At 71.9% G+C, this 12,091-nt stretch carries 15 protein-coding genes; 4 read left to right on the forward strand and 11 right to left on the reverse strand.

Annotated features, from left to right (window positions below; translation table 11 throughout):
- Window positions 1-48: 48 nt before the first annotated feature.
- The 9 genes from D1J60_RS15710 to D1J60_RS15750 form a co-directional block, all read right to left on the reverse strand.
- Window positions 49-654, reverse strand: a complete 606-nt coding sequence (locus tag D1J60_RS15710; RefSeq protein ID WP_277607499.1) for a pentapeptide repeat-containing protein — start codon at window positions 652-654, stop codon at window positions 49-51.
- On the reverse strand, window positions 542-913 hold the full coding sequence (locus D1J60_RS15715) for a hypothetical protein (RefSeq protein WP_125603524.1): 372 nt from the start codon (window positions 911-913) through the stop codon (window positions 542-544). The genes D1J60_RS15710 and D1J60_RS15715 overlap by 113 nt, the downstream gene beginning before the upstream one ends.
- Entirely contained in the window at window positions 913-3,291 is a 2,379-nt protein-coding gene (locus D1J60_RS15720) for a YwqJ-related putative deaminase (RefSeq protein ID WP_125821521.1), read from the reverse strand. Before D1J60_RS15720 ends, D1J60_RS15715 begins: the two co-directional genes overlap by 1 nt.
- Window positions 3,288-3,668 carry a DUF6507 family protein gene (locus tag D1J60_RS15725; RefSeq protein WP_125595598.1) on the reverse strand — a complete coding sequence of 127 codons (381 nt, stop codon included), beginning with the start codon at window positions 3,666-3,668 and terminating at the stop codon, window positions 3,288-3,290. The genes D1J60_RS15720 and D1J60_RS15725 overlap by 4 nt, the downstream gene beginning before the upstream one ends.
- A gap of 44 nt (window positions 3,669-3,712) precedes the next feature.
- Entirely contained in the window at window positions 3,713-4,021 is a 309-nt protein-coding gene (locus D1J60_RS15730) for a pore-forming ESAT-6 family protein (protein WP_007264848.1), read from the reverse strand.
- A 20-nt stretch (window positions 4,022-4,041) separates the two neighbouring features.
- Window positions 4,042-4,374 (reverse strand): hypothetical protein, encoded by a 333-nt coding sequence (locus tag D1J60_RS15735; RefSeq protein ID WP_125595597.1) that lies wholly within the window; start codon window positions 4,372-4,374, stop codon window positions 4,042-4,044.
- An 80-nt stretch (window positions 4,375-4,454) separates the two neighbouring features.
- Window positions 4,455-5,264 carry a hypothetical protein gene (locus tag D1J60_RS15740; RefSeq protein ID WP_125821522.1) on the reverse strand — a complete coding sequence of 270 codons (810 nt, stop codon included), beginning with the start codon at window positions 5,262-5,264 and terminating at the stop codon, window positions 4,455-4,457.
- Window position 5,265: 1 nt separating this feature from the next.
- A complete protein-coding gene (locus D1J60_RS15745; RefSeq protein WP_125821523.1) occupies window positions 5,266-6,603 on the reverse strand; it encodes a PH domain-containing protein in 1,338 nt (445 codons plus the stop codon).
- Window positions 6,600-7,091, reverse strand: a complete 492-nt coding sequence (locus D1J60_RS15750) for a PH domain-containing protein (RefSeq protein WP_125595594.1) — start codon at window positions 7,089-7,091, stop codon at window positions 6,600-6,602. The genes D1J60_RS15745 and D1J60_RS15750 overlap by 4 nt, the downstream gene beginning before the upstream one ends.
- 31 nt (window positions 7,092-7,122) lie before the next feature.
- Between D1J60_RS15750 and D1J60_RS15755 the strand changes: the two genes are divergently transcribed.
- The 4 genes from D1J60_RS15755 (at window position 7,123) to D1J60_RS15770 (ending at window position 9,928) form a co-directional block, all read left to right on the forward strand.
- Window positions 7,123-8,265 (forward strand): NADH-quinone oxidoreductase subunit D, encoded by a 1,143-nt coding sequence (locus D1J60_RS15755; RefSeq protein WP_007264853.1) that lies wholly within the window; start codon window positions 7,123-7,125, stop codon window positions 8,263-8,265.
- Between the two features lie 90 nt (window positions 8,266-8,355).
- Complete coding sequence (locus D1J60_RS15760; RefSeq protein WP_125821524.1) at window positions 8,356-9,249, forward strand: arylamine N-acetyltransferase; 894 nt, start codon at window positions 8,356-8,358, stop codon at window positions 9,247-9,249.
- Window positions 9,250-9,286: 37 nt separating this feature from the next.
- Window positions 9,287-9,502 carry a hypothetical protein gene (locus D1J60_RS15765; RefSeq protein ID WP_125595591.1) on the forward strand — a complete coding sequence of 72 codons (216 nt, stop codon included), beginning with the start codon at window positions 9,287-9,289 and terminating at the stop codon, window positions 9,500-9,502.
- Window positions 9,503-9,595: 93 nt separating this feature from the next.
- Entirely contained in the window at window positions 9,596-9,928 is a 333-nt protein-coding gene (locus D1J60_RS15770) for a hypothetical protein (RefSeq protein WP_125821525.1), read from the forward strand.
- Between the two features lie 75 nt (window positions 9,929-10,003).
- Here the strand turns inward: D1J60_RS15770 and D1J60_RS15775 are convergent, their stop codons facing one another.
- Complete coding sequence (locus D1J60_RS15775; protein ID WP_125821526.1) at window positions 10,004-10,999, reverse strand: hypothetical protein; 996 nt, start codon at window positions 10,997-10,999, stop codon at window positions 10,004-10,006.
- Window positions 11,000-11,094: 95 nt separating this feature from the next.
- Window positions 11,095-12,078, reverse strand: coding sequence for an ABC transporter substrate-binding protein (locus D1J60_RS15780; protein ID WP_125821527.1), 984 nt, complete (start codon window positions 12,076-12,078; stop codon window positions 11,095-11,097).
- Window positions 12,079-12,091: the final 13 nt, after the last annotated feature.

A 12,091-nucleotide genomic window follows, 5' to 3' on the forward strand; every position in this document is an offset into this window, starting at 1 on the left:
TCCCCCACGGGTTCGGACGTAATCACAGGAAGGCCACGCGCGCCTCACTCAAGAAGAAAGCACCCTCACCTTCGCACCCTTGCTGTTCAGCCACGACTCCAAGTCGGCACCGGAGAGTTCCCGCCGGCCTTCGGCATCCACGACGACGGCCGGCCCGAAGACCGTGCCCGTGAGGCCGTCCACCACCGTCCGATCGTCGAGGACCACCTGCATGAAGGTCTGCGCCACCGACGCATCGCTCAGATCGGCGCCCCGCAGATCCACGGCGTCCAGCGACGCCTCCCGTGCGTCCACGTCGTACATCTCGACGCTCCCGAAGTCCGCACCGTCGAGCCTGGCACCGCGCAGCGAGGCCCCGTCCAGCTCGGCCTTCACCAGGGAGGCACCGGTGAGATCGGCTTCGTCGAGAACCGCAGCTTCGAGATGCGCGCGGTAGAGGTCCGCGCCCGGCATACGGGCTCCCCGCAGAACCGCCCCGCTCGCGACCGCACGGAGCACCCGGGGGTGGCTGCCAGAACCACCCCCGACGGCCCAGTCGTGATCACCCGTCTTCGCGACGCCATTCGCGGACGAGGTTGCCCTGCTCGTCCCAGACGCTCTCCTCCTTGAGGGAGTAGATGTCGTCGTCGAAGAACTTCCGCGACTTGAGAACACCGTTGGGATGCCATTCCAGGAACTCACCCAGAGCGGAACCATTGACGACGGTTCCCTTGAGCTTCTGCGCACCGTCCGGGTACCACATCTGCGACAACCCGTTCCGGACCCCGTCGAGGTACACGTCGAGGCAGACGATCTGTTCACCCTGATATTCGGCTACCTCCCCCGTGAACAACTCGTCCTGGTAGAGCATCCGATTTCCCATATCGATGTCGACATCGGGATCGTCAGCGTCGACGCGCCGCATCGAGCTCATCACGGAATCCAATTCTCGTCAGACGGCGGATACCCAGTGAACCGGCCGTGGGGCGACGGAACTCCGGGGAGCATATGGTAACAGTTCGAGCAGAAGGGAGCGCCCCTGCCGATAACGCCCGTCTCCCGGTCCTTCATGAACGGGAATTCCACGGACGCCCGGATTTCCTTGAGCACGCTCGCGTCGTCCGGCAGCCCGAGGCGGGTACGGGCCCACAGCAGCTCATTGGTGGCCTTCACTTCCGCATGACCGAGGGGCTGGTCCGGGTGCGGCTTGGTCGGAGCCATCTTCTCGTAAATCGCGCGGAGGGTGGGGTGAACCTTTTCCTTGGGAATCACGTTGTCCGGCCGGCCGTTGATTCCTTCGATCACGATTCCGGTCCGGGTGTCCATGACGGCACCCACACACGCACCTACATCGCCCTTGACGAATTGCTTGGCGTCCTTGGCATCCCGGTAAACCTGTGCCCTGGACTCGGCGAGCGAGTCGAGATACTGGTCAACGGGCTTGCCGTCAATGTGGGTGATCATGTCATCCACCACGGTGACCCGAGGGCTGTTCCGGTCGAACAGATCCAGCAGCTTCTCGCCGTGACCGGCCGGGTGCGTTCCATTCGCGTCCGGCAGGCGGGTTTCCGGAGAGATCGCATCAGCCGGGGTGCTCGCGGTTCCGTGCTCCCTCTGCCACGCCTCGTCACCGTGGCCCGGGTTGTCGGGAAGTCCGCCGCCCTGGTGCGGCACGGTCGGGCCGTCGCCGTGGCCGCCGCCACCCGTGGAAGGGCCGTCGCCGTGGCCGCCCGTGGAGGGCGTGTCCGTGTGGCCGCCGGTGGGGGTGGTGTCGGTGCCGCCGTGGCCGGGGGTCGTGCCGCCGGGTTCGGTGTGGCTGTTGTGCGGGAGGTTGTCGGCGGTGCCGCCGGGGGTGTGGGACGCGGTCCCGCCGGGGGTGTGGGTGGCGGTGCCGCCCGGGGTGTGGGAGGTGACGTCCGCCGTGTGGGCGCCGACACCGACCGGGACTTCCTGCTTCTTCGGGACCTCGGCCAGGGGGTGGTCGGGGCCCTTGGGGACCGAGGTGAGGTCCTGCTTCGGGAGGCCCTTGTGGTCCAGGAGCTGGTTCGTCGTCTTGTCGAAGTACTGCGGACGGCCCAGCGCGTCGTCCGGGAGACGGACCGTGTCCTCGGGGTGCGGGAACTTGATCCCCGGGGCGTCGGCCTTCGGGAGGTCCTTCCACACCACGTCGTCGATCTTCGGGAACGCCCCGTCGACCTTCCCCAGGTTCGCGAACAGGTCACCGATCTTCAGCTTCGCCAGGGAGCCGGCCTTGCCGATGTAGGTCATCGGGTCGATGATCCTGCCGGCCTTCCCGGCCACCGAGAGGACCTTCGCGATCCCGCCCGTCTTGGCCGCGGTGCCGGCGCCGCCGGTGAAGACGGTGGTCAGGACGTTGAAGGTGACCGCTCCCGCGGCGCGGGCGGGGTTCTTGCCCCACTCGTCCCAGGCGACCAGGGCCTTGCCGGTCTCCTTCATCGCCGTGCGGGAGTCCTTCAGCCAGCCCGGGAGCTGCTTGTCGTCCGCCGCCCAGAACGCGGCCCCGACACCCGGCATGGAAGTGATCACGAGGCCGGTGGCGAGTTTGGCCAGGCCCGTCCAGGCCTGGCCCGCGGCGTCCCAGCCGTCGACGCCGACCAGGGTGCCAAGGCCCCGGATGGTGCCCCAGATCCCGTCGACGATGATCCCGTCCCACACGAAGGACTTGACCCAGTAGCCGACCTCCCACGCCCGGTGGGTCTCCTCCAGCTGCGAACCCCACGGCAGGTCCTGGACCTTGTTCAGGTCATCGGCCTTGTAGCCGTACATGTTCGCGCCGTTGGAGCCGTCGTTCACGGTCAGCGGCGGGGCGCAGTACAGGGCGCGGATCTTGTTCGCGCAGGTGCGTTCGGCCGCCCAGAACGCCTCGGCGGCCGCGTTGACGTCGTGGATCAGATCGTTGTTCTCATCGATCTTCTTCCCGTCGTCCTTCCAGTGCTCGTCCCCGGCGATCTTGTTGGAGAACGTCGTCGCCTTCGCCTGGAGCGCCTTCAGACGCGCCACGATCGGGCGGGCCTCGGTGACGTACTCGCCCAGCGCCTTCGCCGCCGACTCGAGCTGGTCGGCGAAGAAATCACTGTCCGTCTTCACCGGCTTCGTCGTGGCGAACAGCTTCGCGGCCTCGGGAGCGGCATAGAACGCCGACAGGCCCTGGAACTCGCTGTCCACGTTCTCGCCGGCCGTGCGGAAGGTGCCCGCTGCCGCCGTGATCGCCGCGTGGTCCTGCTCCAACGCGTCCAGGTCACCCGTGAACTGCGGGATCGTGCACGGATTGATCGGTACGTGGTCGGTCACTTCTGACCCGCCCCCGGAAGCTCGACCTTCGGCTCCTTCAGAGCCTGGTTCTGCGCGTTCTGCGCCTGCTCGATGTTGCCCTGCACGTACGCCGTCGTCGCGTTGATGGCGCCGTTCAGCGAGGCCTCCGTGCGGGCGCCGATGAACGCGAGGCGGTACTCGTGGGCCTTCATGAGTTCACCCAGCGCGCCCGCGATCGGGCCCATTCCGCCGCCCTCGCCCGCGCTGCCGCCGCCCGGCGTGATGGTGCCCGCGTGCTTGGCGGCCTCCGGCAGCTCCGTCTGGAGCGACTTGCCCGCCTTCTGGAAGCCCTCCGCTGCCGTGATCGTCTTGTTGACGACCCCCTGCACGCCGGACGGTTTGATGTCCCAGTCCATGCCCTACCCCCGTGTCCTCGCGTCCTCGCGTTCCTCGTCCGGCGTCAGCCGATGTTGTCGACCGCCGCCTTGGCCTTCTGCAGCGTGGCCTGCGCGGTGGCGTCGTTCTGCTCCAGCGTGGTGCGGACGAGGCGGATGATGTCGCGCACCTCGTTCGCCGCCTTGTTCCAGCGGACTTCCTTGCCGTGGTACTCGTCGGAGACGCCGTCGGCCTGGAACTCGGCCATCGCGGCCTTCACCGCGTTGTCACGGTCGCCGAGCACCCGCTCCAGCTGGCCGATGATCCCGCCGAGTCCGCCCTGGACCTCGACGGAGGCGGCGATGTCGTACGAGGTGCGGTCCTGGTTCGCCATGTCTGTCAGTCCCCCGGGTGTCAGCGCGCGCCGAAGCGAGCGGCGTCGAAGTTCGCGGAGCCCATGTTCTGGTGGGCGTTGTCACCCTGCTCGTGGGCACCGGTGGTGAACGAGGTGTCCATCCCGGACTGACCGCCGAGGATGGCGCGCAGCGAGGCGTTCAGCTCGGCGGTGATCGCGTCGGAGCGCCGCTTGAAGGAGTCGAACGCCTGGCGTCCGACGCCGTTGAACTTGCCCTCCAGCGGGTCCGCCGCGGCGACCAGCAGCTTGATCAGCGTGCCGAGGTCGTCGCTGGAGCCGCTCGTGGCCTTGCCCAGTTCGGACAGCGTGGTGCTGCCCATGTCGAACTTCATTCACCCACCCCTGACGTGTTGTTCCGTCACTTGCGTGCGTACCTGTCTACCGAAGGGACGTTGCGAACACAAACACGGTTTCATCCAGCCTCGACGTCTGGCCGAAAATCGCCGTCGGCCGGTTCTCGTTGCCCGAGGACCTCCCGTACGTAGTCGTCCCCGGCTTCCCGGAGCCAGGATGCCAGGGCCTTGCCGGCCGGGCCCCGGCAGCGGGACACCGGGCCCGCGGCGTGCCGGAGGGCGCGACCGGAGGGCTCGTCGCCGAGCAGCGTCCGCAGCAGTTCCACGGCGAGTTCCTCGTCGACCAGGGTCACCGCTCCCGCGAGGCCGACGAGTTGGGTCTCCACGTCGAAGCGGTAGCGCTGCCCCGCCCGCATCCCGGCGAGGCCCCGTTCGACGGCGGCGCGGATCCCGGGCAGGCAGTCGCGTACGGACTCGGCGTCCAGGCAGTCGCCGAGCCGGTCGCCGAAGCCCTCGCGGTCGGCGAGGCCGACCAGGGCGCGCAGGGTCGCGGCGCGCAGCCGTGAGGTGCCCTTCTCCTCGGCCAAATCCCGGCTGCGCACGGCCGCTTCGCAGAAGTGGCCGTAGCTGTCGTCCTGCGAGAACCAGCGGTCGGTCGACCAGCCGTACCAGAAGGCGCCGCGGGGGTCGGTGGTCGCGGCCCGTACGACGGCCTCGTAGCCGGCGGGCTCGGCCCAGTGGACCAGGGCGATCAGGGCCAGGAGGCGTTCGCCGCAGGGCGCGGCGGGGTCGTCCAGGAGGGCGGTGAGCCCGGGGACGCGGTCGCGGTGGGCGGGATCGTCCTCGCCCTCCCAGATCACGTCGTACGGGTCGCCGGCGGGAGTGCCGTCGAAGCCGGTGCCGAGCAGCCGCTCGTAGGCCGTCGTCATGTCAGGTCATCCACCGGTCGGGGCGGGCCGCCGCGCGGGAGGTGCGGGAGCGGACCGCCTGGTCGTGCAGCAGGCCGGCGGCCTCGGCGGCGGGGCGCAGCCGGGCGGTGACGGTGGTGTTCGCGCCGGTGTCCACGTGGACGTCGGCCACCCCGCGGGCGCGCTCCCAAGGGCCTTGCGTGCGGCGCACGCTCTGTACCTTCGCATGCGGAACGATCTCCGTGCGCCGGCACAGGCGGCCCCGGCGGGCGGCGAAGACCTCGTCGGAGACGGCCAGGCCGTACCCCTTCCACCACACCGGCACCACCCACCGCGAGCCGGTGCGCGGGGAGGGGCTGAACTCCAGGCCCGCCGGGTCCGCGCCCGGCAGCACGCGGGCGATCAGGGCGTGGGCGGCCTCCCGGGTGGCCACGGGGACCAGCACCCCGTTCTTGGAGCCGGCCACGGCCAGCTCCACCCGGACCCAGCCGCGCCGCCGCCACAGCAGCGGCTCCACGATCCGTACGGCCTGCACCCGGCCCGGCGGGACCGTCTCGTGGGCCCGGTCCAGCAGCCCGTGGTCCAGGCGCAGCCCGTCGGGGGACTCGGCGACGGTCCAGTCGTACCCGGCGAGGAACCGGCCCGCGGTGCCGCTCCACGCGGCGCCGAGCAGCGGTACGAGGATGACCGCGGCCGCCCAGAGGCTGTCGCTGAGCCGCCAGACGACCACCGGCGCGACGAGCCCGCCGACGAGGGCGGCCCACACGTCGAGGCCGAGCAGCAGGGAGACCACCAGGTCACGGACGGACACGCGCAGCAGCACCCGCTCGGGGGCCTGGCCGACGGCGACGGCATCGGCGGGGGCGAAGCCGGCGGCGCGGGCCAGCAGCTCGGCGCGCAGGGCGACGGCCTCGCGTTCGTCGAGGAAGGCCAGCTCGTCCTTCGCCTCGGTGCCGATGACGTCGAGCCGGAGCTTGGCCACGCCGGCGACGCGGGCCAGCATCGGGCGGGTGACGTCCACGGCCTGGAGGCGGTCGAGGCGGATGTGGGCGGTGCGGCGGAAGACCAGGCCGGTGCGGATGCGCAGCTCGGTGTCGGTGACGGCGTAGTGGGTGAACCACCAGCCGAGGAAGCCGTACGTGCCGAAGACGAGGACCAGCCCGGCCAGGATGAGCACGCGCACGCCGGGGGTGAGGCCGCTGACCCACTGCTGGGCCCGCTCGCCCTGCTGGATCACCACACCGCCGAGGGCGGCCCCGGGCACCCACGCCCGCCGCAGCGGGGTCAGCACGTGCAGCCGCCGCTCCCCGCCGGGTGCGGGGGTGCCCCGGTCCGGGTCCCCCGCGGAGCGGCCCGTCACAGGCCTGCCGACCTTGCTTCGCCCAGGGCGGTCAGGCGGTCGCGGAGGCGTTCCGCCTCCGCGGGGGCCAGGCCCGGGATCTTGGCGTCCGTCGCCGCGGCCGCCGTGTGGAGCTGGACCGAGGCCAGGCCGAAGCGGCGCTCCAACGGGCCGGAGGTCACCTCCACCAGCTGCATCCGCCCGTACGGGACCACCGTCTCCTCCCGCCACAGCACCCCCCGGCTGATCAGCAGGTCGTCGGCCCGTTCCGCGTAGCGCCAGGACCGCCAGTTCCGCCCGATCAGCACCCAGCCCCAGACCAGGACCGCCGGCCAGAACGCCGCGAGGACCGCCCACCCGGGCCCGGCGGCCAGGCCCAGCGACACGGCGGTCACCACCGTGAGCGGAACCGTCCAGAGCACCAGCAGCAGCCGCCGGACCCCGCGCAGCCCGCCCGGCAGACCGACCCACTCCGGGCGGTCCGTCTCACCCCTCGTCCCCGTATCCATGCACCCACCCTAGGACTGAGACAATGCGGCCATGACGGAGACCACGGTCGGCATCGGCGGTGCGGCGGAGAGCACCGACATGGTGCTCAACATCGGACCCCAGCACCCTTCCACCCACGGCGTGCTGCGCCTGCGGCTCGTCCTGGACGGCGAGCGCATCGCCAGCGCCGAGCCGGTGGTCGGTTACATGCACCGGGGTGCCGAGAAGCTCTTCGAGGCGCGCGACTACCGGCAGATCGTGATGCTCGCGAACCGCCACGACTGGCTCTCCGCGTTCTCCAACGAGCTCGGTGTGGTCATGGCCGTCGAGCGGATGCTCGGCATGGAGGTGCCCGAGCGCGCGGTGTGGATGCGTACGCTCCTCGCCGAGCTGAACCGGGTCCTGAACCACCTGATGTTCCTCGGGTCGTACCCCCTCGAACTGGGCGGCATCACCCCGATCTTCCACGCGTTCCGCGAGCGCGAGGAGCTCCAGGCCGTCATGGAGGAGATCTCCGGCGGCCGCATGCACTACATGTTCAACCGGGTCGGCGGTCTCAAGGAGGATCTCCCGGCCGGCTGGCTCGGCCGGGCCCGCGCCGCCATCGCCGACGTCCGCACCCGCATGGACGTCTACGACAAGCTGGTCCACGGCAACGAGATCTTCCGGGCCCGCACCCGCGGCGTCGGCGTCCTGTCCGCCGAGGCGGTCCACGCCTACGGGGTGTCCGGCCCGATCGCGCGCGCCTCCGGCGTGGACTTCGACCTGCGCCGCGACGAGCCGTACCTGGCGTACGGCGAGCTGGCCGACGTGCTGAAGGTCGTCACCCGCACCGAGGGCGACTGCCTGGCCCGCTTCGAGGTGCTGCTCGACCAGACGCACAACGCCCTCGACCTGGCCGTGGCCTGCCTGGACCGGATGGCGGAGCTGCCGCCGGGGCCGGTCAACCAGCGGCTCCCGAAGGTGCTGAAGGCCCCCGAGGGCAGCACGTACGCCTGGACGGAGAACCCGCTCGGCATCAACGGCTACTACCTGGTCTCCAAGGGCGAGAAGACCCCGTACCGGCTGAAGCTGCGCAGCGCCTCCTTCAACAACATCCAGGCGCTGGCCGTGCTGCTGCCCGGGCAGCTGGTCGCGGACATGGTGTCGATCCTCGGCTCGCTCTTCTTCGTGGTCGGCGACATCGACAAGTAGGGCGGCCCGCCCCGGGGCGGGTCCGCGCGACCTGACAGGCCGGGGGAATTCCGCCCGGGCCGTGTCGGCGGGGCGTCCTAGGGTGCCCCCATGACCACTGGCACGTACCCGGACTACCTGCGCCGACTCGGGCTGACCGACCCCGGTGCCCCCTCGGCGGAGGGGCTGTTCGCGCTCCAGCGCGCCCATCTGGAGCGCATCCCCTACGACAACGTCGACATCCACCTCGGCCGGCCGCCCGGCATCGACCCCGGGCTGTCGGCGCGCCGGTTCGCCGAGGGGCGCGGCGGCTACTGCTTCCACCTCAACGGCGCCTTCGCCGCGCTGCTGGAGGACCTGGGCTACGACGTGACCCGCCACCTGTCCGGGGTCGAGGCCGAGGACGGGTCGCGGGTGGTCAACGGCCAGCACCTGACGCTGACCGTGCGCGTCGGCGGGGCGGCGTACTGGGTGGACGCCGGGCTTGGGGACGGCCCGTACGAGCCGCTCCCGCTGCGCGAGGGCTCGTACGAGCAGGGCGGCTTCCGCTACGCGCTGCGGCGGCTGGACCCGCTGGAGGGCGAGGGCCCCGGCTGGAGCTACCTGACCCCCGACAGCGGCATGCACCGGGTGAACTTCCGCGACGCCCCCGCGGAGATGGCCGACTTCGAGGAGGCGCACACCTGGCTGTCGACCTCCCCGGACTCCTCCTTCGTACGGACCTTCGCGCTGTTCCGGCGCGACGCGGACGGCGTGGACATCCTGCGCGGCCGCGTCCTGTCGCGCCGGTCGGGGGGCGGGAAGGTGACGGCCGAGCGGGAACTGGCCGGGCGGCGGGAGTTCTTCGAGGTGCTGGAGGGCGTCTTCGGGCGCCGGCTCGACGACCTGACGGGGGCGGACCGGGAGGTCCTGTGGGCCCGGGTGGACGAGGCGCACCGGGCCTGGCTCGCGTCCAGGGCGGAGAAGGCGGAGAAGGCGGAGGAGGAGGCCGCGGCCGTCTCCTGACGGCTTCGCTGTCGGTGCGGCAGGGCAGACTGGGGGCATGTCCCACTCCCCCCGACGGGCCTGCCCCTCCTGCGGCCGCGACTGCGCCGTGACGGCCGGCCGGATCGCCCGCCACGACCCGCCGGCCGGGCGCGGCCGGGGCGACCTGGTGTCCTGCCCCGGCTCCCGGGCCCGGGTGGTCCTCGGTGCCTCCGCCCCGACGCTGGACGGCTTCGTCCTCGGGCCGCATCCGGGCCAGTTGCCGCTGTTCTGAGCCGCCCCGGCCGCCGCCGTCTGGGTACGGGGCCCGGACGGACTGAGTACGCGTACGGATCCCCGGGCCGGCCCGCCGGGACAGGATGGCCGCATGACCTGGAGCCCTCAGCCCCCGACCGTCGCCGCGCCCCCGTCCGCGGGGGCGGGGCGCAGCCGCGTGCCCGCGGTGATCGCCGCCGCGCTGTTCGTGCCCGCGCTGGTGGCGGCGAAGATCCTGGTCCTGATGACGGAGAAGGGCGGCCGCTGCCTGATGTACGGCGGCTGCGCGCCGTTCCCCGGGGCCGTCTTCCTGGTGCTGTGCGGGGCGGCGGCGCTGGCGATGCTGCTCGCCCTGGCCGCGCCGGCGAGGCTCCGGGGCCCGGCACTGGCCGCCCAACTGGTGCTGGAGCCGTCCGCGGTGGCCCTGGTCCTCGCCTTCCCCTGACCCGGCCCGTCCCCGGGCCCGCCGTTTCGTGCACAGGCTGTGGACGATCCGTCCGGCCGGGCCCCCGGCGGGTGCCTAGGAGATCGCCGTGCGGAGGCGGACGACCTCGATGGGCTCGGTCTCGTCGTGGGCCGTGAGGTCGATGACCTGGCCTGCCGCGTCCTGCTCGGGGGTGGCCTCCGTGGCCTCCGGTTCGGCTGCGGCGCCCGCGGTCTCCGCCTCGTGGACGGCGAGGGCTTCGGCGCCGACCACGTCGGCGAGGTCCTCGTTCTGCACGGACTCGATCGCGGCGCGGGCCTGCGCGGCGTTCTTGGTGCCGAAGAAGTCGAAGCCGCCCTCGGCGCGGGAGGCGGTGCGGCGCTGGGCCGCGTACGGGGACACCGCGGCCGCCTGCCGGCGGGCCGGGACCGCCGCCGCCCGGTCGGGGGCGGGAACGGCGGGGCGGCTGTGCGCGGGCGCCGCGGCGGCAGCGGCGGCGGACCGTTCCTCCGCCTTGCGGGCCAGGGCCGCCATCGCGGCGTGGGCCCGGGCGTAGCCGACCGGGGTGGGCGCTCCGGCGCCGGTGCGCTCCTCGGAGACGGCGGGGAGCTCCTTGGGGCCGCCCGCCGGGGCGGAGGAGGCCTCCAGCTCCAGGAGCCGGCGCTTCTCCAGGGCGCTGGCGCGCTCGGTCTCGGCGGTGGCGTACCGGCGCAGCAGCGCGGCGTGCTCCCCGCGCAGGCCCGCCAGTTCGACGCGCTTGGCGCGCAGCTTGGCGTCGAGGCGGGCGCGCAGCAGGCGGGCCTCCTCGATGTCGGATTCGAGCTCGGCTATCCGCTCGTCCGTCTTCCACTCGTCCTTGACCCGTTCGCGGGCCAGCTCCGCCACCCGGCGGCCGGCCGCCCGGTCCCAGGAGCGCATGAGGACGGCACCGCCCACGCCCGCGGCCGCCGTGAGGGCCACGAGCAGGCGCAGTGCGAGGGGTTCCGCGAGGAGCCAGGCCGCACCGGCGCTGGCCACGGAAACCCCGGCGACGGCCGTCGGCGTGAGAAGTCGGTGCAGGGGCTCGGGATTGCGGTGGCGTCCACGGGGCATGGCCTGAAATTTACAGGGCGTGGACCGCGTGTGGGGTACCCGCCCGGCAATCCGTTTCCGGGCAGTTACCCCACCATTGGCCGTCAAAGACGTGACTACTGCTTCTTCAGGAGTCCCTTGGACTCCAGATAGGCCTTCGCCACGTCGGCCGGCTTCGCGCGTTCCGCGTCCACCTTGCGGTTCAGCTCGACGAGGTCGGCGGTGGTCAGGGCCTTGGTGAGGGCGTCGAGTGCGGTGGCGACCTCGGGGGCCCCGGCGTCCTTGGCGTTGACGACGGGCAGCACGTTGTCGGCGTTCTGGAGCTTCTTGTCGTCCTCCAGCAGGACCAGGCCGTAGGCGTCGAGGGTGGCGTCGGTGGTGGTGGTCAGCACCAGCTGGTCCACCCCGTCCTTGACGGCCTGCTTGGCCTGCGGGGTGCCGACTCCCTTGGGGTCAATACCGGAAACGGCGATTCCGTACGTCTTCTCCAGTCCGGGCGCGCAGAAGGGGCGGACGGCGCATTCGTCACCCGCCGCGATCTTCACCTTCAGGCCCGACTTTCCAAGATCGGAAAGGGACTTGAGGTTGTTCTTCTGCGCGAATTCCCTGCTGACGGCGAAGGCGTTCTGGTCGACCGCCGAGCCCGCCGGGAGGGCCTTGAGCCCGAGCGGCGCCGCGAGCTTCTCCAGCGCCGCGACCGTCGCCGCCGCGTCGCTGGAGGCGACCGGCTTCTCCTTGGGCGCGTTCGGACCGTTCACCTTGGCGTTCAGGAACTCCGCGAGCGTGGCCGCGTACTCCGGGACGACGTCGATCTCGCCCTTCTCCAGCGACGGCTCGTACAGCTCGCGGTTGTTGACCGTGGTGATCGAGGTGTCGTAGCCGGCGCCGCGCAGGACCTGGGCGTACAGCTCCGCCAGCACGTTGGACTCGGTGAAGCCCGCCGCGCCGACCACCAGCTTCCCCTTGCCGCCGCCGGCGGGGGCCGAGGCGGAACCGCCGTCCTTCGCCTTCTCCAGGCTCTCGCCGCCGCACGCGGCCAGCGAGACGGTCAGGGCCACCGCGCCCAGGGTCGCGCCGAGGATGCGCGTGGACTTGCTCATCATGCTCCTTAGG

Source organism: Streptomyces sp. W1SF4, assembly GCF_003950035.1.
GTDB classification, from domain to species: domain Bacteria; phylum Actinomycetota; class Actinomycetes; order Streptomycetales; family Streptomycetaceae; genus Streptomyces; species Streptomyces racemochromogenes.

Excerpts from the sequence above, each read along its gene's own strand:
- D1J60_RS15715 (WP_125603524.1), bottom strand. The coding sequence starts at position 913 with ATGAGCTCGATGCGGCGCGTCGACGCTGACGATCCCGATGTCGACATC.
- D1J60_RS15725 (WP_125595598.1), bottom strand. The coding sequence starts at position 3,668 with ATGGACTGGGACATCAAACCGTCCGGCGTGCAGGGGGTCGTCAACAAG.
- D1J60_RS15730 (WP_007264848.1), bottom strand. The coding sequence starts at position 4,021 with ATGGCGAACCAGGACCGCACCTCGTACGACATCGCCGCCTCCGTCGAG.
- D1J60_RS15735 (WP_125595597.1), bottom strand. The coding sequence starts at position 4,374 with ATGAAGTTCGACATGGGCAGCACCACGCTGTCCGAACTGGGCAAGGCC.
- D1J60_RS15740 (WP_125821522.1), bottom strand. The coding sequence starts at position 5,264 with ATGACGACGGCCTACGAGCGGCTGCTCGGCACCGGCTTCGACGGCACT.
- D1J60_RS15750 (WP_125595594.1), bottom strand. The coding sequence starts at position 7,091 with ATGGATACGGGGACGAGGGGTGAGACGGACCGCCCGGAGTGGGTCGGT.
- D1J60_RS15755 (WP_007264853.1), top strand. The coding sequence starts at position 7,123 with ATGACGGAGACCACGGTCGGCATCGGCGGTGCGGCGGAGAGCACCGAC.
- D1J60_RS15760 (WP_125821524.1), top strand. The coding sequence starts at position 8,356 with ATGACCACTGGCACGTACCCGGACTACCTGCGCCGACTCGGGCTGACC.
- D1J60_RS15765 (WP_125595591.1), top strand. The coding sequence starts at position 9,287 with ATGTCCCACTCCCCCCGACGGGCCTGCCCCTCCTGCGGCCGCGACTGC.
- D1J60_RS15770 (WP_125821525.1), top strand. The coding sequence starts at position 9,596 with ATGACCTGGAGCCCTCAGCCCCCGACCGTCGCCGCGCCCCCGTCCGCG.
- D1J60_RS15775 (WP_125821526.1), bottom strand. The coding sequence starts at position 10,999 with ATGCCCCGTGGACGCCACCGCAATCCCGAGCCCCTGCACCGACTTCTC.
- D1J60_RS15780 (WP_125821527.1), bottom strand. The coding sequence starts at position 12,078 with ATGAGCAAGTCCACGCGCATCCTCGGCGCGACCCTGGGCGCGGTGGCC.